General features: G+C 61.4%; 20 protein-coding genes. 3 read left to right on the plus strand and 17 right to left on the minus strand.

The features are described from left to right. Positions 1-3: 3 nt before the first annotated feature. The gene (locus AB3G35_RS19695) at positions 4-195 is read right to left on the minus strand and encodes a Flp family type IVb pilin (protein WP_016782274.1); all 192 of its coding nucleotides are present in this window, start codon (positions 193-195) and stop codon (positions 4-6) included. A gap of 418 nt (positions 196-613) precedes the next feature. Further along, positions 614-805, minus strand: a complete 192-nt coding sequence (locus AB3G35_RS19700) for a Flp family type IVb pilin (RefSeq protein ID WP_016782273.1) — start codon at positions 803-805, stop codon at positions 614-616. A gap of 241 nt (positions 806-1,046) precedes the next feature. On the opposite strand from AB3G35_RS19700, the gene AB3G35_RS19705 reads away from it, so the two are divergent. Continuing rightward, positions 1,047-1,910 carry a response regulator transcription factor gene (locus tag AB3G35_RS19705; RefSeq protein ID WP_095040104.1) on the plus strand — a complete coding sequence of 288 codons (864 nt, stop codon included), beginning with the start codon at positions 1,047-1,049 and terminating at the stop codon, positions 1,908-1,910. Between the two features lie 5 nt (positions 1,911-1,915). Here the strand turns inward: AB3G35_RS19705 and AB3G35_RS19710 are convergent, their stop codons facing one another. The 4 genes from AB3G35_RS19710 to AB3G35_RS19725 all read right to left on the minus strand — a co-directional run bounded on the left by AB3G35_RS19710 (position 1,916) and on the right by AB3G35_RS19725 (position 9,648). Continuing rightward, positions 1,916-3,667 carry a tannase/feruloyl esterase family alpha/beta hydrolase gene (locus AB3G35_RS19710; RefSeq protein ID WP_369781970.1) on the minus strand — a complete coding sequence of 584 codons (1,752 nt, stop codon included), beginning with the start codon at positions 3,665-3,667 and terminating at the stop codon, positions 1,916-1,918. A gap of 265 nt (positions 3,668-3,932) precedes the next feature. Continuing rightward, positions 3,933-5,306, minus strand: coding sequence for an efflux transporter outer membrane subunit (locus AB3G35_RS19715; protein WP_169909607.1), 1,374 nt, complete (start codon positions 5,304-5,306; stop codon positions 3,933-3,935). After that, the gene (locus tag AB3G35_RS19720; RefSeq protein WP_369781971.1) at positions 5,303-8,449 is read right to left on the minus strand and encodes an efflux RND transporter permease subunit; all 3,147 of its coding nucleotides are present in this window, start codon (positions 8,447-8,449) and stop codon (positions 5,303-5,305) included. The genes AB3G35_RS19715 and AB3G35_RS19720 overlap by 4 nt, the downstream gene beginning before the upstream one ends. 2 nt (positions 8,450-8,451) lie before the next feature. Continuing rightward, entirely contained in the window at positions 8,452-9,648 is a 1,197-nt protein-coding gene (locus AB3G35_RS19725; protein WP_106116058.1) for an efflux RND transporter periplasmic adaptor subunit, read from the minus strand. 138 nt (positions 9,649-9,786) lie between these two features. Here AB3G35_RS19725 and AB3G35_RS19730 point away from each other — a divergent pair, with 138 nt between their 5' ends. Both AB3G35_RS19730 and AB3G35_RS19735 read left to right on the plus strand, forming a co-directional pair. Next, entirely contained in the window at positions 9,787-11,172 is a 1,386-nt protein-coding gene (locus AB3G35_RS19730) for an ATP-binding protein (RefSeq protein WP_369781972.1), read from the plus strand. Between the two features lie 3 nt (positions 11,173-11,175). Continuing rightward, a complete protein-coding gene (locus AB3G35_RS19735) occupies positions 11,176-11,841 on the plus strand; it encodes a response regulator (RefSeq protein ID WP_016782266.1) in 666 nt (221 codons plus the stop codon). A 112-nt stretch (positions 11,842-11,953) separates the two neighbouring features. Here AB3G35_RS19735 and AB3G35_RS19740 read toward each other — a convergent pair whose 3' ends face one another. The 11 genes from AB3G35_RS19740 to accC all read right to left on the minus strand — a co-directional run bounded on the left by AB3G35_RS19740 (position 11,954) and on the right by accC (position 20,547). Beyond that, positions 11,954-12,097 carry a hypothetical protein gene (locus AB3G35_RS19740; RefSeq protein WP_016782265.1) on the minus strand — a complete coding sequence of 48 codons (144 nt, stop codon included), beginning with the start codon at positions 12,095-12,097 and terminating at the stop codon, positions 11,954-11,956. Between the two features lie 256 nt (positions 12,098-12,353). Then, complete coding sequence (locus AB3G35_RS19745) at positions 12,354-13,187, minus strand: ABC transporter substrate-binding protein (RefSeq protein ID WP_095040109.1); 834 nt, start codon at positions 13,185-13,187, stop codon at positions 12,354-12,356. A gap of 26 nt (positions 13,188-13,213) precedes the next feature. After that, positions 13,214-13,942, minus strand: coding sequence for an amino acid ABC transporter ATP-binding protein (locus AB3G35_RS19750; RefSeq protein WP_169869964.1), 729 nt, complete (start codon positions 13,940-13,942; stop codon positions 13,214-13,216). A 23-nt stretch (positions 13,943-13,965) separates the two neighbouring features. Then, positions 13,966-14,709 carry an amino acid ABC transporter permease gene (locus tag AB3G35_RS19755; protein WP_086798171.1) on the minus strand — a complete coding sequence of 248 codons (744 nt, stop codon included), beginning with the start codon at positions 14,707-14,709 and terminating at the stop codon, positions 13,966-13,968. 6 nt (positions 14,710-14,715) lie between these two features. Further along, complete coding sequence (locus tag AB3G35_RS19760; RefSeq protein ID WP_086798173.1) at positions 14,716-15,417, minus strand: amino acid ABC transporter permease; 702 nt, start codon at positions 15,415-15,417, stop codon at positions 14,716-14,718. 108 nt (positions 15,418-15,525) lie between these two features. Next, positions 15,526-16,278, minus strand: coding sequence for an SDR family oxidoreductase (locus AB3G35_RS19765; protein ID WP_134050000.1), 753 nt, complete (start codon positions 16,276-16,278; stop codon positions 15,526-15,528). A gap of 120 nt (positions 16,279-16,398) precedes the next feature. After that, positions 16,399-17,166 (minus strand): LamB/YcsF family protein, encoded by a 768-nt coding sequence (locus tag AB3G35_RS19770; RefSeq protein ID WP_134049998.1) that lies wholly within the window; start codon positions 17,164-17,166, stop codon positions 16,399-16,401. Next, positions 17,166-17,561, minus strand: a complete 396-nt coding sequence (locus tag AB3G35_RS19775; protein WP_106116053.1) for a biotin/lipoyl-containing protein — start codon at positions 17,559-17,561, stop codon at positions 17,166-17,168. Before AB3G35_RS19775 ends, AB3G35_RS19770 begins: the two co-directional genes overlap by 1 nt. A gap of 3 nt (positions 17,562-17,564) precedes the next feature. Beyond that, positions 17,565-18,545, minus strand: a complete 981-nt coding sequence (locus tag AB3G35_RS19780; RefSeq protein WP_106116052.1) for a biotin-dependent carboxyltransferase family protein — start codon at positions 18,543-18,545, stop codon at positions 17,565-17,567. Beyond that, entirely contained in the window at positions 18,542-19,198 is a 657-nt protein-coding gene (pxpB, locus tag AB3G35_RS19785; protein WP_315245723.1) for a 5-oxoprolinase subunit PxpB, read from the minus strand. Before pxpB ends, AB3G35_RS19780 begins: the two co-directional genes overlap by 4 nt. Beyond that, on the minus strand, positions 19,195-20,547 hold the full coding sequence (gene accC / locus AB3G35_RS19790; RefSeq protein ID WP_369781973.1) for an acetyl-CoA carboxylase biotin carboxylase subunit: 1,353 nt from the start codon (positions 20,545-20,547) through the stop codon (positions 19,195-19,197). Before accC ends, pxpB begins: the two co-directional genes overlap by 4 nt. Positions 20,548-20,570: the final 23 nt, after the last annotated feature.

Genomic DNA, 20,570 nt, shown 5'->3' on the forward strand with positions numbered 1-20,570 from the left:
GTGTTAGCAGACAGTGCCCTTCACAGCACATCCCAGACTGGTAATCGCTGTTTTCACATTGCCACCCAGGGTGATAAACGCGGCGACAGCGCCCAGGGTTATCAGCCCGCCTGCCACTGCATATTCCACAATGGTCAGGCCATCTTCGTCGTTGATGAACTTCACTACTGAAGTCTTGATTGATTGCAGGCTCATTTCGTCCACCTCACTCAATGTTTGATATTAAGAAGCAGGGCCAATTGCACTGCTTGATTGAATCTTAGCCAGTGCACTATTTAAGGGTTAGGAGATTTTTGCTAACTGTTAGGACTTTATTGCCAACACTGAAAAGAGTTAAAGCAGCCACAAACAAGACAACCTGACTGCCATTAACACCCGCTTTATATGCTGGCCGTACTTCAACTAATCAGGCATAAAAAAACCGGCTTAAGGGTGCTGCGCTAGAGGGGACGTATAGCGCAACAGACTAAGCCGGGGGTTTCATAGCAGGATTTAATCTTCACAACCTCAAAGCAACGGCAATACTTGTGTACAGGTTCGTATCATTGGCGCTGCACATCGGCAGCCAACAACTGCAAACAGGAGCCAGGCCCCAATGATCGCTAGCCGCACATCAGCAGGCAAGCCCCTTGACCGCACAGCCCAGGCTGGTGATGGCGTCCTTGACGTTGCCACCCAGGGTGACAAATGCCGCCACCGCCCCCAGGGTTATCAGGCCACCGGCCACGGCATACTCGACAATGGTCAGGCCGTCTTCATCATGGATGAAGGCCTGGACGGAAGTTTGAATGGTTTGCAAGTTCATGTTGTTCACCTCATTTGAGTGGCTTGCCCAAAGCGATTACTTAATGCACCGCCTGATTCAAGGCTAGCCAGCGGTGACAAGAGCAGTTAGGAGTTTATTGTCGAACAGCAGGATTTTTTTGCAGTAACCAGGTATTAAAACAGCATTATCGGATCCAATTGAAAGTGAACTTCAAGCGGCACGGCGATAATGATTCGAAACTTTAACCCGACAGCGCATTGCACAAGAAAGGATCACGTGAATGAAATCTGAAGCTGTCAAAAAACCTCATCTGCTGTGGTTCGACCTTACCCGCAATCAATCCACTGAAGAACTGATGCTGCCCTTTCGCGCTACCTGCCACTGCCTGCTGGACACCCCCCGGGCCTGGGCCAACAAGCACCGCGAGCCGGCGCCAGACATGATTTGCATGCATTTTGACTGCCCCGACCTGTCGGGGCTCAATCTGTTGCAGGAGATCAAATTCAAGTCCCCCTCCATCCCGATCACCATGTTTACCGTACAGCACTCCGAAGAACTCGCGGTCTGGGCCATGCGTTCGCGGGTCTGGGAATATGTGGTACTGCCCCTGAGTGCTGCTGAGATCAGCCGCTACCTGAGCGCCCTTGAGCAGTTGTGCATCCTGCGAAGTGCCGCTGGCAACAGCAACAAGACATTGCCGATCGAGCATGGCCCCGCACTGCCCGACAGCATCCGCCTGACCACCGACCATCAAAAGCACAACGCCCTGCACAACGTGTTGCAGTACATCGACCAGCATTACTGCGAAAGCATCGACCAGAAAGACCTGGCCAGGCGCTGCAGCATGACCACCTTTCGTTTCAGCCGCCTGTTCAAGGAAGTCTATGGCCTGGGCTTTATGGACTATGTGCTGGGCAAACGCATGGAAAGCGCCAAGGACCTGCTCGACAACAGCCAGATGCCCATCACCAGCATCGGCTATGAAGTGGGGTTCAAAGACCCCTCCTACTTTGCCCGCGCATTCAAGCAATACGCGGGCTGTACCCCCAGTGAGTATCGTCAGGCACGCCGCAGTGATGTGCCGTTATCGGATGACACCCTCACCCAGGTCATCCAGAGCCTGGCCCGCAGTGCCGAAGGCTGAAGCCCTCAGCGTTGCAGCGGTGCATAGGGGGTGAAAAAGTCCGAACCCAGCCACTGCGGGGTTTTCTCATCTACCGCGCTCTGGCTGCGCACATAACTGTCAGCCGATTTCACCTCGCCCTTGCCGTCATACACCGCCACATCCGGGTACGGGAACACCAGGCGGGTGCGCCCCTCGTTGGCAGGGTCGTGCGTGACAGGCCGGGGCGCCGCCATTGACGGCTTTTTGTCTGCCGTTGCCTGGCCCGGCAGATTGGTCGGCGCGCCAAACTCGCTGGCAGCGGCCTGCTTGCTGCTGGCCTGCAAGGTCACGATGGCGGCCGGGGCCTGGCCCTTTTCGATCCATGACATCATCGGCGTCAGCAGGTCCAGCAGGCTCGGACCTTCACCGCCGCCACAGTGGTAAACCCCCGGCAACAGGTAAAGCCGCTCGAAGGACTCGGCCTTCGACTGGCCCATCTGCACCTGCACCGCCTGGTGATAGGCGATAGTGTTCAGGGGCGAAATATGCTGGTCGGCCCAGCCGTGCCACAAGATCAGCTTGCCGCCGCGGTCTGCGAATGCCGACAGATCCGGGTTGGTGGCGTCATACAACGGGTGCAGGGCGCGCAATTGATCCAGGGTGCTGCGATCAAACTTCACGTCTGCCAGGCTGTAATCCGCTCCCGGGTTGTGTTCGAAGGCCAGATTGCGCAATACATCCAGCGCCATTTTTTCACTGTTGATTGGCTGATCGACACTGTCCGGCACAAACACCCCGGCCCAGGCCAGTTCGGACCCCGGCTGCGGCCCGCCAATGGTCAGGCGCTCACCGGTGGCCGGGTCATGCGGGCCGTCATACAGGCGTCGGGCCGCCTCGACTTCCCTGGCGCTCAGGCAGTCCGAGGTGTCGGTCGCCGAGGCCTTGCACTGCACGGTGGCGGGGTCAAAGCGGCAGGCCCGCGGGTCGCTGATCAGGCCATCGACCTGACCGTCCAGCGTATCGCACTGTTGCAACACGGCCTTGTGCAGGATCGGCAGGCGCGAGGCAATCAGAATCGCCTTGCCCTGCTCGTCCTGATTGGCGTGGGCCTGCCAGGCGTGATAAATCGCATTCTGCACCAGAAAATTCAATGCTGGCGCCCCGGCGATGATGCCGTTGAAGTCATCGGGATAGCGCTGGGCTTCGATCAGGGCTTCGCGCCCGCCATCGGAGCAGCCGGTGAAATAGGCGTATGCAGGTTGCTGGCCGTAATAGGCGCCAATCAGTTGCTTGGCGGCCAGTGCCGTCAAGTGGACGCCGCGATGGGCAAAGTCCGCGCGTTTTTGTGCATCGTTGCCCCAGCTGTTGTCCATGCCCTCGTGGCCCATATCGGTCGCGGCCAGTACAAAGCCGCCGCTGTTCAGTGGCGCACAGCCTTCAGCCGCGCCCACCTGCAACGAAATCCGCCCGCACAGCCCGCCGCAACCCACTTGCAGATAACGCTGGGTCCAGGTGTGAGTGGGCAGCTGGACTTTGAAACCGATACTCGGTGCCAGCGTACCCTGCACTTCACAGGCGGTAACGCCATTGCTGGTGATTTCGCTGGCCGACAGCACCTGACTGCCCTTGCCGCCGATAGCCTGCAGATCAACCTGGCTCAGCGCCGCGCAACTGATGGCGGGTTTGACCACTGGCAACACTGCGATGGGCGGTTCGGCGTGGGCCAGTGCGGGCAATTGCAGGAGTAGCACGCTGGTGCCGAGTAAGAGTCGGCGCAAGGTTTGGAGGGGAATCATGACAGCTCCTTGTTAATGAAAGATCCGGTTTTAAAAGCCTGTAGATGCTCTGTTGCCGATCAAGAGCTCGTTGTAGCAGCTGACTCGCGGAGCGAGGCTGCGTCCGGCTGCGCAGCGGCCGTAAAGCCCGGGAGTCGGGTCCAACTGGCACACCGCATGTGTCTGGTTTACGACTGCTACGCAGCCGGACGCAGCCTCGCTCTACTCGTCAGCTGCTACAGGTGCAAGCGTGATCCGGCTACAGGTTTTGTGCGCATTCCTGCGCTCAGTTCCAACCACCTCCCAGCACTTTGTATAGCGTCACCCGGTTGCTCTGCTCGGCCAGACGCAGGGTAATCAAGTCCTGCTCGGCGCTGTACAGCGAGCGCTGCGACACCAGAGCCTCAAGGAAGCTCTGCGAACCGCCCCGGTACAACGCATCCGATAGCTCGTAGCTTTTGCGGCTGGCATCGGTCAATGCCTGCTGCGCCGCCAGGCGCTGGTCCAGGGTGCTGCGTACCGCCAGTGCATCGGCCACTTCCTTGAACGCGGTCTGCAGGGTCTGCTGATAGGTCTGCGCCTGGATCTCGCGTTCCACCTTGGCTGAGTCCAGCGTAGCCCGATTACTGCCGGCGTCGAAGATCGGCAGGCTGATACTCGGGGCAAAGCTCCAGGCACCGCTGCCGGCCTTGAACAGGCTCGACAGGCTGGTGCTGGCCGAACCTGCACCGGCAGTCAGGGTAATGCTGGGGAAAAACGCCGCCCGCGCCGCGCCGATATCGATATTGGCCGACTGCAGGGTGTGCTCGGCGGCGAGTACGTCCGGACGGCGCTGCAACAAGGTGGACGGCAACTCGGCGGGTACCTGCACCAGCATCGCCGCTGACTCCAGGCTTTCACCCGGCAACAGGTTGTCCGGGATTTCGCTGCCCACCAGCAGGGTCAGGGCATTCTGGTCCTGCAGGATTTGGCTGGCGTACTGCGCCACATCCACCCGCGCCGACTCTACGGTGGTTTGCGCCTCAGACACCGCCAGCCCCGATGAACCGCCCAAACCATGGCTGCGCTGGGTCAGCTCATAGGTGGACTGCTGGCTGGCCAGCGTCTCTTGCGCCAACTTCAGACGCTCATTGTCCGCCGCCAACGTCAGCCACGCGGTGCCCACTTCGGCGACCAGACTGATCTGGGTGCTGCGCCGGGTTTCGGTCAGCGCCAGATAGGCTTGCAGTGCTTCGTCCTGAAGGTTTTTGACCCGACCGAACACATCCACTTCGTAGCTGCTCAGCCCCAATTCGGCGCTGTAGCTGTGACTGGTGCTGCTGTTGGCCCGGCTGGAACTGCCGCTGACACTGGCATCGATCCCCGGAAATGACGCCGCCCGCTGGATCCGGTATTGCGCCTGGGCCTTTTCGATATTCAGGCTGGCCAGGCGCAGGTCGCGGTTATTGGCCAGGGCCAGGGTCTGCAACTGCGCCAGACGCGGATCGGTGAAAAACTGCTGCCATTGAATATCGGCCGCCACCTGCCCTTTGGGCGTAGCGGTGCCCGGCAACCATTGTGCGGCTACCGGTGCTTGCGGGCGCTGGTACTCAGGCGCCAGATTGATACAGCCGCCCAGCAGCGCGAAAACGGCCAGCAGCGGCCAATGAAAGCGACTCATGCTTCACCTGTACGGTCAGTGGTGGTGGATGCCTGCGCCTGCGGTACACGACTGAAACGGCGGCGAATCATCACGAAAAACAGCGGCACAAAGAAGATCCCCAGTACCGTGGCGCTGAACATGCCGCCCAGCACGCCGGTACCGATGGCCTGGCGCCCGGCAGAACCTGCGCCGGAACTAATGGCCAGCGGCAACACGCCAAACATAAAGGCCAGTGAGGTCATCAAAATCGGCCGCAACCGCTGGCGCACGGCGATCAGGGTGGCGTCCACCAGGCTGTTGCCCTGCTCTTGCAGGTGCTTGGCGAATTCGACGATCAAAATGGCGTTTTTCGCCGCCAGCCCCACGGTGGTCAACAGCCCGACCTGGAAGTACACGTCATTGCTCAAGCCGCTGAAACGGGTGGCCAACACCGCGCCCACCACGCCCAACGGCACCACCAGCATCACCGAGAACGGTACCGACCAGCTCTCGTACAGCGCCGCCAGACACAGGAACACAAACAGCACTGAAATCGCATACAGCAACGGCGCTTGCGAGCCGGACAAACGCAGTTGATAGGACTGCCCCGTCCATTCATAGCTGATGCCTTCAGGCAGTTGCTTGATGATCGACTCGACTGCGTCCATCGCCACCCCGGAGCTCACACCCGGCGCCGGATCGCCCACCACTTCCAGCGAGGAGCTGCCGTTGTAGCGTTCCAGCAGCGGCGAACCATAGCTCCACGAACTGCTGGCGAACGACGAGAACGGCACCATTTCATCGTTGCTGTTGCGCACAAACCAGTGATCCAGATCGGCCGCCTGCATGCGCGCCGAGGCCTCGCCCTGCACATAGACCTTTTTCACCCGGCCCTGATTAAGGAAATCATTGACGTAAGTACCGCCCAGGGCAGTGGACAAGGTGGCGTTGATATCGCTGGTGGTCAGGCTCAGCGCCCCGGCCTTGCGGTCATCGATGCTGACCTTGAGTTGCGGCGTGTCGTCCAGGCCGTTGCTGCGCACGCCCTGCAGGCGCGGGTCCTGGCTGGCCAACTGGATAAACTGCTCGCGGGCAGCCACCAGGGCTTCGTGCCCCAGCCCGGCGAGGTCCTTGAGTTGCAGGTCAAACCCCGAACTCTGCCCGAGCCCACGCACGGCAGGCGGTTGCATGACAAACACATTGGCATCGCCAATGCTCGACAACGCCAGAGTGGCACGCTGTGCGATAGAGGCCGAATCCTGCCCGGCACCGCTGCGTTCGCTCCAGTCCTTGAGGCGGATAAAAGCCCGCGCCGAGTTCTGGCTGTTTCCGCCCATGCCCAGCCCGGAAATACTAATCATCGCCTCAACCTCTGGTTGCTCAAGCATGTAGCTCTCGAACTGTTTGAGCACCGCCTGGGTGCGATCATCGGTGGCACCTACCGGCAATTGCACCTGCGCCATAAGGATGCCCTGGTCTTCATCGGGCAAAAACGAGGTGGGCAACTTGGCGTAGCCCACCGCCATGGCCGCAACCACCAGCGCATAGATCACCAGGCTGCGCCCGCCCCGGCGCAAAATGCCGCCCACCAGCTTTTCATAAGCCGCGGCACTGCGCTCGAAACTACGGTTGAACCAGCCAAAAAAATCGCTCTGCGGGCCGTGGTCCTTACCGTCAACCGGCTTGAGCAACGTTGCGCACAAGGCCGGGGTCAGGGTCATGGCCACCAGCACCGACAGCACCATGGCCGACACAATAGTCACGGAAAACTGCCGGTAGATAATCCCCGTGGAACCACTGAAAAACGCCATGGGAATAAACACTGCGCTCAGCACCAGGGCGATGCCGATCAGCGCGCTGGTGATCTCGTCCATCGACTGGCGCGTGGCTTCAAGGGGCGACAGGCCCTTTTCGCTCATCACCCGCTCGACGTTTTCCACCACCACAATGGCGTCATCCACCAACAGGCCGATGGCCAGGACCATCGCAAACATGGTCAGGGTATTGATCGAATAGCCAAACACCGCCAGCACCCCGAAGGTACCCAGCAACACCACCGGCACAGTGATCGCGGGGATCAGCGTGGCGCGGAAATTCTGCAGGAACAAGAACATGATCAGCACCACCAGCACGATGGCCTCGCCCAGGGACTTGACCACCTCTTCGATGGACAGGCTGACAAAGGGCGTGGTGTCGTAGGCGATCACGTTCTTGAGCTGCATTTCGCTCGGGTAGTACGGCTCCAGTTCGGCAAGCTTGGCCTTGACCGCTTCACCGACCTGCAACGCATTGGCGCCCGTGGCCAGTTGCACGCCCATGGCCGCAGCGGGTTTGCCATTAAGGGCCGAATTGACGTCATAACTGTCACTGCCCAGCTCCACCGTGGCCACATCACCGAGCAACACCACGGCACCGCTGCTGGTGGACTTGACCACCACATTGCGAAACTCTTCGGCGGTTTGCAGTTTGCTGCGCGCACTGATGGTGGCATTGAGTTGCTGGCTGGCCACGGCAGGCAAGGCACCCAACTGCCCGGCCGACACCTCGGTGTTTTGCGCCTCCAGGGCGGTGGTCACGTCAGAAGGCATAAGGGCGTATTTTTGCAGCAACGCCGGGTCCAGCCAGATGCGCATGGCATAGCCCGAGCCGAGCGTCTTGACCTCGCCCACGCCATCGATACGGCTGATGGAGTCGAGCAAGGTGCTGGAAATATAATCGCCGATCTGGGTGCCGGTAACGCTCGGGTTATCCGACGCCAGGGCCGCAATCATCAGGAAGTCCGAGCCGCCCTTGGTCACGGTCAGGCCTTCACTTTGCACCGATGCCGGCAGGCGTGATTCCACCTGTTGGAGTTTGTTCTGCACCTGCATCTGCGCTACGTCGGGGTCAGTACCGGCCTCAAAAGTGAGGTTGATACTGGCGCTACCCGCCGAACTGCTGGAGGCCGACATATAGGTCAGTTTGTCGATGCCGGTCATTTGCTGCTCGATAACCTGGGTCACCGAGTCCTCTACCGTTTTGGCCGATGCGCCGGTGTAGGTGGCGGCGATTTTCACCGTGGGCGGAGCAATATCCGGGTATTGCTCAAGGGGCAACTGGGTGATCGACATGGCCCCTGCCAGCATGATCACGATGGCAATCACCCAGGCGAAAATCGGTCGATCGATAAAGAAACGCGCCATGCTCAACCCTCCTGCGCAATGGCAGTGGGTGCGGCACGGGTCGGCAACGGCCGGGTTTCGCTGTTCTGCGCCAGGACTTCGTTGCCCACGCGGACCTTCTGCCCGCCTTCGACAATCACCTGGTCACCGGCATTCAGGCCGGCGGTCACCCACCACTGATTGCCCACGGCACGGTCAATGCTCACCACGCGCTGCTCGACCTTGCCGTCGACCACCACCAGCACCGAGGTCACGCCACTGGCGCTGCGGGTCACGGCCTTTTGCGGGATCAGGATGGCCTTGTCATCGGTAGCCTGGTCCAGCACGGCGCGTACATACATGCCGGGCAACAACAGGTGATCCGGGTTGGGGAACACGGCACGCAAGGTGACGGTGCCGGTGCCTTCAGTCACCGTTACGCCACTGACCTTGAGGCTGCCGGCGTGGTTATAGGTGCTGCCATCATCCAGCTTGAGCAGTACCGGCGCCTCAATTGCGCTGCTGCCCTGCAGGGCTCCGCTGGCCAGGTCGCGCTTGAGACGCAGCAGCTCGGTGGTCGATTGGGTCACGTCAACATAGATCGGGTCCAGTTGCTGCACGGTGGTCAGCGCGGTGTCCTGGCTGGCGACCACCAGTGCGCCGGGGGTCACTGTCGAGGTTTCAATGCGGCCACTGAGCGGCGAACTGATCCGCGTATAAGCCAGGTTGATACGTGCGGTTTCAACATCGGCCAGCGCCACTTGCACATCGGCTTGGGCCGTTTGCAGCGCGACCTGGGCGTCTTCGTTGTCTTGCTGGCTGAGGGCATCAATTTTCGCCAGCTGCGCATCGCGCCGGGCGGTGGACTGCGCCGACTTGAGCGTGGCACGGGCCTTGGCGGCGGTGGCTTGCATCTGCGCCAGGGCGGCCTTGTACGGCGCCGCGTCAATTTGATACAGCGCCTGCCCGGCCTTGACCTCGGCACCTTCGACAAACAGACGCTGCTGCACGATGCCGCCCACCTGCGGGCGAATCTGGGCAACCATAAAGGCCTGGGTACGACCGGCCAGCTCGGCGGTCAATGCCTGACGCTGGGGTTGCACAGTCAGCACTGACACCTTGGGTTTTTCGGCTACAGGAGCGGAGTCCCCTGCCGAGCAGCCGCTCAGCACAAAAAGAACCAGCAAGGACACAACAACAGCGGCGGTTACCAGGGATTTGGTAAACAGTTTGATCGACATGGCGGCCTCTACAAGACAGTTGGCTGATGTCATGGTGCGAGGCAAATGTGCAGGAAAATTGAAGATTGCCCGCAAGCCTTGAATCTTCTCCGGCGCAGGGCCTAAATGAGCAGGCCATTTCGCCAGTAAGCCGAGCCGATGAAACTGAGTATCTCCACCAAACTGTTTATCGCCGTTCTGGCCAGCGTGCTGTTTGTGATCCTGAGCATGGGCCTGGCCACCAGCTGGAGTTTCACCCGGGGCTTTCTCGGCTACCTCAATGAGCAGGCGCTGGAGCGCATGGAGTCCGTGCAGCCGCGCATGGTCAGCGCCTGGCAGCGCGAAGGCAGCTGGGCGTTCTTGCGCCACAACCCGGAGCGCTGGTTCCAGCTGATGCGGCCTGACGCCGGGGATGAACCCAAACGTGGCGACCTGAAAAACCCGCTGCCCTCCGACCTGACCGGCGCACTGTTTCGCATCGCCCTGCTCGACCAGGACAAAAAACGCGTCACCGGCTACCCCTCGATTGGCGATGACGCGTTGCTGCGGCCGATTGACGTCGATGGCAAAACCGTCGGCTGGCTGGCCGTGACCCCGTTCCAGAGCGTGACCGAGGCCGGTGGCGAGCGGTTCCAGCAATATCAATTGCAAACCAGTTTGGGCGTGGGGGTTCTCTCGCTGCTGCTGGCCATGCTGATTGCCTGGTGGATTGCCCGCACCCTGCTCGATCCGGTCAAGCGCGTGGCCGCTGCCACCCACAAACTGGCCACCGGGGAATACAGCAACCGGGTGGCGGTCTCGTCCAATGACGAAGTCGGCCAACTGGCCCGCGACTTCAACCAGTTGGCCTACACCCTTGAGCGCAACGAAAAAATGCGCCGCGAATTTATGGCCGATGTGTCCCACGAACTGCGCACACCGTTGTCGATTCTGCGCGGTGAACTGGAGGCCATCGAGGACGGTGTGCGCACCCTCGATCACAGTTCGATGAAGTCCCTGCAGGGCGAAGTCGGCATGCTCAGCAAACTGGTGGACGACCTGTATGAGCTGTCATTGGCCGATGTCGGCGCCCTGACCTACCGTAAAAGCCAGTGTGACCTCAACGACCTGCTGCAGACCTCGGTGGCCATGTACCAGGAGCGCTGTAACGCAGCCGGGTTAAGGGTCGAGTTGCGACTGCCAACTGGCCCGCTGCGGCTGGAGGCTGATGCCAAGCGCCTGCAACAGCTGTTTGGCAACTTGCTGGAAAACGCCGTGCGCTATACCGATGCTGGCGGCCTGCTGTTGATCAGCGCTTCCCTTGAGGATGAAAACATTCTGGTCAGCCTGATGGACTCCGGCCCCGGCGTCGACCCGCAGCAATTGCCGCGTCTGTTCGAGCGTTTCTATCGCGGCGAAGCCTCGCGCAACCGTGCCAGTGGCGGCGCCGGGCTGGGGCTGGCGATCTGTCACAGCATCGTGCTGGCCCACGGCGGCAGCCTGACAGCGGACCACTCACCCCTGGGCGGCCTGTGGCTTAGCCTGCGCCTGCCGCGCAAGGTGTAAACCATGGACACTATTCTGATTGTTGAAGATGAACCCAAACTGGCCGCATTGATGCACGACTACCTGAGCCTTGCCGGGTACGCCGTGCATTGCCTGGATAACGGTCTGGAGGTGGTGCCGTGGGTGCGCAGCCATGCGCCGAGGTTGATCCTGCTCGACCTGATGCTACCCGGCCGCGATGGCCTGGACATCTGCAGGGAGCTGCGCGGTTTCAGCGCAATACCGGTGATCATGATCACCGCCCGCGTCGAAGAAGTGGACCGCCTGCTGGGGCTGGACCTGGGTGCCGACGACTATATCTGCAAGCCGTTCAGCCCGCGGGAAGTGGTGGCACGGGTCAAGGCCATCTTGCGTCGCAGCCCGCAGTTAGAGCAGATAGCCCAGGCCCGCCTGCAGATCGACGAAGCGCAGTATCGCGCCTCGTTCGATGGCGTGGCGCTGGACCTGACACCGGTGGAACTGCGCCTGCTCAACACCTTCGCCCGCGCCCCGGGGCGGGTATTTTCCCGTGACCAGTTACTGGACAAACTTTATTCCGACCACCGCGTGGTCACCGACCGCACGGTGGACAGCCACATCCGCAACCTGCGGCGCAAACTGGCCCAGGCCAGCCCGGGGCATGACCCGATCCAGTCTTTGTATGGGGTGGGCTACAAGCTGGAGTTGTAATGGCATCCTGTGCAAGCTGGCTTGCCTGCGATACAAGCGATGCGGTGTTGGGTTAAACCGCGCCGATGCCATCGCGAGCAAGCCCGCTCCCACAATAATGCGACTCACCCGATCAGCGCTGGCCGCCGTGCTGACCACCGCCGCCATGACCACCGCCACCGCCACCGCCGCCTGGCGGCATAAACATCCAGCAGCCTGACAAGGCCGATACCGCAACCGCTACAACCAGTGCTTTAACAACAGACTTCAATTTCATGACCGAACGCTCATTTTCAACAGGGAAAAAACGCCGCCCTTATACCAGTGCCGGTCAGGCCTGAAGCAAAGGTTTACCCAACTTTACAGTGCCTGCAAAACCACCACGCACCGCCGAGCCTCACCCAAATCCGTAGCCGCTGACGAGCGCAGCGAGGCTGCGTCCGGGCGCGAAGCGGTCGTAAAGCGGCATCCGAGGCGTAACAGCCGGACGCAGCCTCGCTCCGCTCGTCAGCTGCTACAAAAAACCTCAAGCCTCAAGGCAACGGATCAAATTTCAAATCCGCCAGCGACTGCACCTTGTCTTCACGCACCATCTTGTAAGGGGTATTCGGGCCAATCCAGCGATCCCAGATCGCATCGATTTCACCCGACGCTTCCATGCTCGCCAGCGCTTCGTTGACCTTGTGCAAAAACGCCGGCTCGCCCAGGCGCATGCCCGCGCCAATCGGCTCCAGGGCCATCGGCTCCTTGGCCAGCGCCAGTTGCACACCACTCTCCCCGGCCTGGTTGACCAATTTGATCGCGGTCATGGTGTTGGTCACCAGCCCCACTACCTTGTTCTGCTGCAAGGCCATATAGGCCGAGCCCGTATCCTGGAAGGTCACCGGGTTGGCGCCGGCGATGCGGATCGACTGTTCGGAAGTCGAGCCCTTGGTGGAGCTGATGCGTTTGTCCTTGAAAAAGCTTTTCGGCTGGTCGGCATTGACCGCACGCACCACCAGGGTCTCCTTGGCGATGTAGTACGGGTCGCTGAACTGGATCTGGTCGGCACGGGTCTTGGTGTACGCAAGATTGGCGAAGATCACATCCACGCGGCCCATTTTCACTTCGGCAATCCGCGCTTCCACCGACATCGGCTTGAGCTGCAGCTCCACGCCCAGGGTCTTGGCCAGGGCCTTGCACAGGTCCACGTCCATGCCCACCAGCTCGCGGCTGACCGGGTCCGGCGCGGAGAACGGCGGCACGTCGGCATACACGCCGCAGTCCAGGGATTTTTTGCTCATCACGTCGCTCAATTGATCGGCCTGGGCCATTGCGCAGGTCAGGGTACTCAGCGCCAGCGTGGCCAACAGTTGCTTTATCGCCATAACAACACTCCTCAAAGGAACAACGTTCAATGCGCCCGCAGGTCAGCGATAAAACGCTGCGCCCGTGGATGCGACGGCTGATTGAAAAACGCTTCGGGCGCGCTCTTTTGCAGGATTTGCCCCGCGTCCATAAACCAGATGGTATCGGCCACTTCGCGGGCAAAATTCATCTCGTGGGTCACGCACATCATGGTCATGCCGTCCTTGGCCAGACCTTTCATCACGCTCAGCACTTCACCGACCATTTCCGGGTCCAGGGCGCTGGTGGGCTCATCAAACAACATCACCGGCGGCTCCATCGCCAACGCCCGGGCAATCGCCACCCGCTGTTGCTGGCCACCGGACAACTGCGCCGGATAGGCCCCGGCCTTGTGTGCCAGGCCCACGCGGTCGAGCAATTGCATGGCCTGCTCGCGGGCTGCCGCACCCTTGAGGTTGCGCAGTTTGGTCGGCGCCAGAATGATGTTTTCCAGCACCGACAAGTGCGGGAACAGGTTGAAACTCTGAAACACAAACCCCACCCGGCTGCGCAGGCGGTTGAGGTTGGCATCGGTGCCGCTGACATCCTGGCCATCGAACAGAATCTGGCCTTTCTGGATGTCTTCCAGGCGGTTGACGGTGCGGATCAGGGTCGATTTGCCGGAGCCCGAGGGCCCGCACAGCACCACCACTTCACCCGGCTTGACCTCGGCGGTGATGTCCGTGAGGGCGTGGTAATCGCCGTACCACTTGTTGATATTGGAAAACATGATCATCGGATGCATGGACGCAGCCCTCTTCAATTATCAGTAGCCAGTACGGCGCCGGGCGTTACGGTTTGCACCCCCGAACCCAGGCGCTTGCGGGCGATGCGGCGCTCCACCCAGCCGGCCAGTTGGGTCAGGCCGAAGCACAGCAGGTAATAGATCACCGCCAGGATCAGGAACACCTGGAACGGTTTGGTCAGCAGCTGGTTATTGACCTGGTTGGCGGCGAAGGTCAGTTCCTGGACGTTGATCACATAGCCCAGGGAGGTTTCCTTGATGATCGAAATAAACTGGCTGATCAGGCTGGGCAGCGTGTTGTACAAGGCCTGCGGCAAGATCACCCAGATCGTGGTGCGCATATAGCCAAAGCCCAGGGCCCGCGAGGCTTCGTACTGCCCCGCTGGCAGGGCCTGGATGCCGCCGCGAATGATTTCGCACAGGTAGGCACTCTGGTAGATCACCAGGGTGCAGAGCATGGTCATAAAACCGGTGATGTTGTGACCCAGCAGCAAGGGCACCAGAAAGTAGGTCCAGAAAATCACCATCAGCAGCGGGATGCCGCGCAGCACATAAACCCAGACGGTCGCCGCCCAGCGCAGGCCCTTCCACGGCGACACCCGCGCCAGCGCCAGCAATAGCCCGCAGGGGAACGCCAGCACCAGGGCCAGCACCGCCAGAATCAGCGTATTGGCCAACCCGCCCAACGGCCCGTGGGGGTATTGGCCGATCAGAAACAGCGTCCAGTTGTTCTGCAGGATCGAAACAATATCGAACATGGCCGCTTACCTCGCCAACGCTTTGTTGAAGTGGCGCGCCAGCAGTGCGCCGCCGCCCATCAACAGCAGTGAAAAAACCAGATACACCACGGTGGCAACCAGATAAGACTCGAACGCGCGGAAGGTGTAGTTCTCGACTTCGCGGGTGGCGTAGGTAAGCTCCACCACGCCAATGGCCATGGCCAGGCTGGTGTTCTTGAACAGCAACACGGTGTGGTTGATCAGTGAAGGCAGGCAGTTGCGCACACCCTGAGGCAGGATCACGTAGCGCATCGAGCGGATATAGCCCAAGCCCAAGGCCCGCGAGGCTTCGGTCTGGCCGCCGGGAATGGCGCGCAGGCCGCTGCGGATGTCCTCGCAAAAGTACGCAGCCTGGCACAGCCCCAAGGCAATCACCGAAAACAGGAACTCGGTGTTGTAGTTGGCCAGCGCCATCTGGGTGGATTCGCTGAGCAGGTTGGGCACGCCGAAATACCACATCATCAACTGCACCAGAGTCGGCACATTGCGGTGGTAAGACACATACGCCGCCACCAGGCGGTCGGCGATTTTATTGCCGGTCAGGCGCACGGTGACCAGCACCAGCGCCAGCGTCATTGCCAGCAGCCAGGCATACAGCGCCAGCTGCAGGGTTGTTTCGATGCCCTTGACGATCAGCTCGGCGTATTCGCCTCGCAGCACCGCGGCCAAATCGAAGTCATGCGTCATGGTCATTCCCCATCGACAGTGGGATGAGGGCAGAAAAAAAACGTCAGTTTCAACCCTGACGCAGGTACGGCAACGACGGATGATTCCGTTCTGTTTTGGGGTGCAGCCTTAACCCTGGTAGTCCTCGGGACGCGCGGTGGACAGGCCGCCGGGCACTTGCAGGGTGGGGGTGATTTCCATATGGCCGATATTTACCGCAATCGGCGCGGCAATGGCGAAGGCAATGGCATCGGCGATGTCCTTGGCCTGGGGCAATTCGAAGCCTTCGACAAAGCGCTTGTAGGTGGCTTCGGAGTCGCCATGCACATGGGCAAAGATGTCGGTAGACACCCGCCCCGGGCAGATTTCAGTGACCCGCACGCGCTTGCCGAACGCATCGATGCGCAGTTGCTTTGAGAGCATGCTCACCGCGGCCTTGGTGGCGTGGTAGGTGGAGTTGCCGCCGAAGTTATAGGCCGCGGCAATCGAGCTGATATTGATGATATGCCCGCAATCGCGCTCGACCATACCCGGCAAGGCCAGACGCGACAGGTGCAGAACGGCGCGCAGGTTGACGTCGATCAACAGGTCGATGCCTTCGGCGTCGGCCTTGAGGATCGAGCCCGGACGGTCGACCCCGGCGTTGTTGACCACAATATCGAAGCGCTGGCGGGCAAACAGCGCGGTCAGCCCGGCCAGGTCGGTGACGTCGATGGCATGGGCGATACAGCCCGTCTTGTCAGCCAGCTCGGCCAGCTTGTCGGCACTGCGGGCCAGGGCGTGGACTTCTACGCCTTCCTGGCACAAACGTTCGACAACCGCTGCACCGATACCCGAAGAAGCGCCGGTGACCAGCGCGGTTTTGTAGTCTGCAAATGGCATAAATCGTTCCCTGTGTGGCGGGGCAGTTCAGTTAAGGCTGCTGGTGACTTCGACTCTATCCAGCCCTGAGCCCGGTCACCAAGACGCAATGGTTGTGAGGCAATAAGCCTTGCTTATGACCTAGTTCAATAGCCGGGAAATGGGCGTAATCCGCCCGCCGCCCTGCTCGATTTCGCGGCGAATGGTGCGCGCCAGTTCCACCGCGCCGGCGGTGTCGCCGTGCAGCAGGATCGAGTGCGCAGGCACTGCCAGGCGCTTGCCGTTGAGGCTGGTGACGGTGCCCTCCTCCAGCAACTGGCGGACACGCTGCAACACCTGCGCCGGATCCTTGATCACCGAGCCTGTGACCGAGCGTGGCACCAGCAGGCAATCATCGTCATAGGCGCGGTCGGCGAGAAAGGTGGTGGCCACCCGCAAGCCGTTTTTGTCGGCAGCCGCTTCAATCGCCCGGCTGCTCGACGAGCTGATGATCAGCCGCGAGTCAAAGGCCGCCACGGCCGCCACCAGCGGCCCGGCCAGCTCGGCATCCGCCGCAACCCGATTGCCCAGCGCACCGTGAAAGCTCATATGGGTCATGGGGTGGCCGTTGACCGCCGCGATGCCCGCCAGCGCGCCAAGCTGGTAAACCACCAGCGCCGTGAGTTCCTTGAGGTCGATGTTCATCTGCCGCCGGCCAAAGCCCACCAGGTCAGGGAAACCGACATGGGCACCCACATCAATGCCGCCGGCCTTGGCCATGCGCACCGTGTTGTCCATGATCAACGGGTCACCGGCATGCAAACCGCAAGCGACGTTGGCCGAGGACACCAGCGTCAGCAGTGCTTCGTCTTCGCCCATGCGCCACGGGCCGAAGCCCTCGCCCAGATCGGCGTTCAAATCGATCCTCATCACGCCACCTCCAGTTGCATGATGGCTTCGCCGTAACCCACCGTTGCGCCGTGCTGCAACAGCACCTGGCTGATGTGCCCGGCTTGAGGGCTGCGCACGGGCAACAGCAGGTCGCCCACTTGCAGCAGCGCAACGATCTGGCCCTTGTCCACGTGATTGTCTTCTGCGATCAGCACTTGTGGCTGATCGGGGTGGCTGAGCAGCAACTGGCCCAGGCCACGGGTGCGGATCGACACCTGATTGGCGTGCGTCGGCGGGTCAATCGATTCGTGCACCGCGACGCTTTCAAGGTGGCGCTTGAGCACCAGCTGCACGCCCGGCCGTTGCAGTTCCACACCGCCCAGACCGGCCTCGCTCAACCACCGCGCCAATTGGCGAATTTCTTCATTGCTCATGGGTCAGTGTCCTTGGCGCGGGGCCATGCGGTGAAGGTTAATCAAGCGGGCGACTTCTTCGAGGTAGCGCCGATTGTCGTCCAGGGCGTCGAGTGCTTCGGGGTAGCTGCAGTGGATAAAGCGCACCTTGCTGCCGACCGGGGCCTGGCCCAATCGCCACAGGTCAGCTTCGATTACCGTGCCGAATTTCGGGTACCCACCGCTGGGCTGGGCGTCGCGCATCTGGATAATCGGCTGACCGCCGTGGGGCACCTGAATCACGCCGGGGACGATGCCGTGGGAGCGGATTTCCATCGGCGCGACCGGCACCAGCGGCGTGCCTTCCAGGCGATAGCCGTAGCGATTGCTCTGCCCGGTGATTTTCCAGTCGTCAGCCCAGAAGGCGTTGCGCGAGTCTTCAACAAAGCATTCATATTCGGCTGCAGGTAGCACACGCATGGCTGGCACACCGTCGCAGTGCAGCGCCAGTGCCTGACTGGGCGCAATCACGCCGAAGTCCACCGGCCCCTCGCTCAGCCCCGGACGTGCCGCCGCCAGCCGGTCGCCCTGTTGCAAGGCGCGGCCTTCGAAGCCGCCAAACTCGCCGCGCAATTGGGTGCTGCGTGAACCGAGCACAGGCGGCACGTCAACACCACCCGCCAAACATAGATAGGCGCGGCTGCCGGAGGTGGGATAACCGAGGCTGAGCACTTGGCCTTCGCGGGCTTGCATCACCCAGTACGGCAGCAGTGGCTGGCCATCCAGGGTGGCCTCACCCGCCGCGCCGGTCACGGCGAAGGCACAGTCCTGAATAAAGCGCACCTCAAACGGAAACAGCGGAATTTCGATGGCGGCTGCGCCTTCGGGGTTGCCCAGCAGGAGGTTGCCAACCGCCAGCGCCAACTGGTCCATCGCACCGCTGGTGCCGACGCCGTAACCCAGGCTGCCGGAGCGACCGGTGTCTTGCACGGTGGCAAGGGCAGTCGCAGAAATGATCTCGATCATCGGATGATCCTCTCGATGCGAAAGCGCAATTGATCGCCCGGCCGCAGAATGGCCGGAGGGTTCTGGGTCGGGTCGAAAAACGCCATCTCGGTACGCCCGATGGTGTTCCAGCCGCTGGGGCCGGCCGAGGCCGAAACGCCGGTCTGCACGCCACCGATCGACACCGCCCCGGCGCCGATATTGAGCACCGGCACTTGCCGGCGCGGGGTTGCCAGGCGCCCGTCCATGCCACCGAGGTAGCAGTAGCCAGGGTGGCTGCCCAAGGCATACACCGGGTACAACGGCTCGCTATGCAGATGGGCAATGGTGTCGATATCCAGCCCGGTGTGCTCAACCACATCCTGCATATGCGGGCCATGCTCACCGCCGTACACCACCGGCAGTTCGATAATGCGACCTTCCAGCGCCAGCGGCGTGCTTTGCTGCCACGCCTGCAGCAAGCGCTCGCGCAACCCGGCAAGGTCGCGGGGTGGCGTGCGGAAGGTGAGCATCAGGTTGTTCATGCCGGGCACGGCTTCGTCGATCTCGGGCCATTGCGCGGCCTGTAAAGCCAGGTTCCAGAGGTGTTGCTGCGGGACCAGCGCCAGCGCCCCCGGTGCTTCGAACAGCAGGGCCGTAGAGCCCAGCAAACTGATCACGGGTTGCTCGCTCATGTCGGACTCCTGTGCTGCAGCCAGTGCTCCAGATGATGAATGTCAACGCCGCCGGCACAGAACCCCGGATCGTCGAGAATCGCCAGATGCAGCGGTATATTGGTGGTGATGCCTTCCACGCACATTTCCCCCAGGGCCAGGCGCATACGGGCCAGCGCTTCGTCACGGGTGGCGCCGTGGGTGATGACCTTGGCCACCATCGAGTCGTAATAAGGCGGCACCCGGTAGCCGGTTGTGACATGGGAATCGACCCGCACACCAAAGCCGCCCGGCACTTCCCAGCGCTGCACCAGCCCCGGCGTGGGCATAAAAGTCTGCGGGTCTTCGGCGTTGATCCGGCACTCCAGCGAATGGCCGTTGAGCTGCACATCCTGCTGGCGCAAGCTCAGCACTTCGCCCCGGGCCATGCGCAGTTGCTGCTGCACGATGTCGATGCCGGTGGTCATTTCCGTGACCGGGTGCTCGACCTGCAAACGGGTGTTCATCTCGATAAAAAAGAACTCGCCGTCTTCATACAAAAACTCGAAAGTGCCCACGCCGCGATAGCCGATCTGCCGGCAGGCGGCCGCGCAACGCTCGCCCACACTGGCGATCAGTTGCGGGTCGATACCCGGCGCAGGGGCTTCTTCCAGCACTTTCTGGTGACGGCGTTGCAAGGAACAATCGCGGCCACCCAGCCAGATCGCATGGCCGTAGGCATCACAGAGCACCTGAATTTCGACATGACGCGGGTGGTCGAGGAATTTTTCGATATACAGTTCGGGATTGCCAAACGCCAGCCGCGCTTCTTCGCGGGTCAGGTTGATGGCTTCGATCAGGTCGTGTACCTGCCTCACCACGCGCATGCCGCGCCCGCCGCCACCACCGGCGGCCTTGACGATCACCGGGTAGCCGATGTCGCGGGCAATGGCCTGGATGCTCGCCTCATCGGTGGGCATTACCGAATCGGGGCCGGGCACGCAGGGTACGCCGGACTCCCGCATGGCGCGCTTGGCCGCGACCTTGTCGCCCATGGTGCGGATGCAGGCGGCGCTGGGGCCGATAAACGTCAGCCCGGCGGCTTCGATGCGCTCGGCAAAACCGGCGTTTTCGGAGAGAAAACCGTAGCCCGGATGGATCGCCTGAGCACCGCTGACCTTGGCCGCAAACAGCAGCGCCGCCTGATTCAGATAGCTCTGGCCTGGCGCCGCAGGGCCAATGCACAGGGCCTGATCGGCGTTTTTCACATACTGCGCGTCGCGGTCGGCTTCGGAATGCACCACCACGGTTTTAATCCCCAACCCCTGGCAGGCACGCTGTATACGCAGGGCGATTTCGCCACGGTTGGCGATCAGTACTTTGTCGAACATGGCATTCACCTGAAAGCTAAAGG

The organism is Pseudomonas sp. WC2401 (assembly GCF_041200115.1).
GTDB classification, from domain to species: domain Bacteria; phylum Pseudomonadota; class Gammaproteobacteria; order Pseudomonadales; family Pseudomonadaceae; genus Aquipseudomonas; species Aquipseudomonas fragi.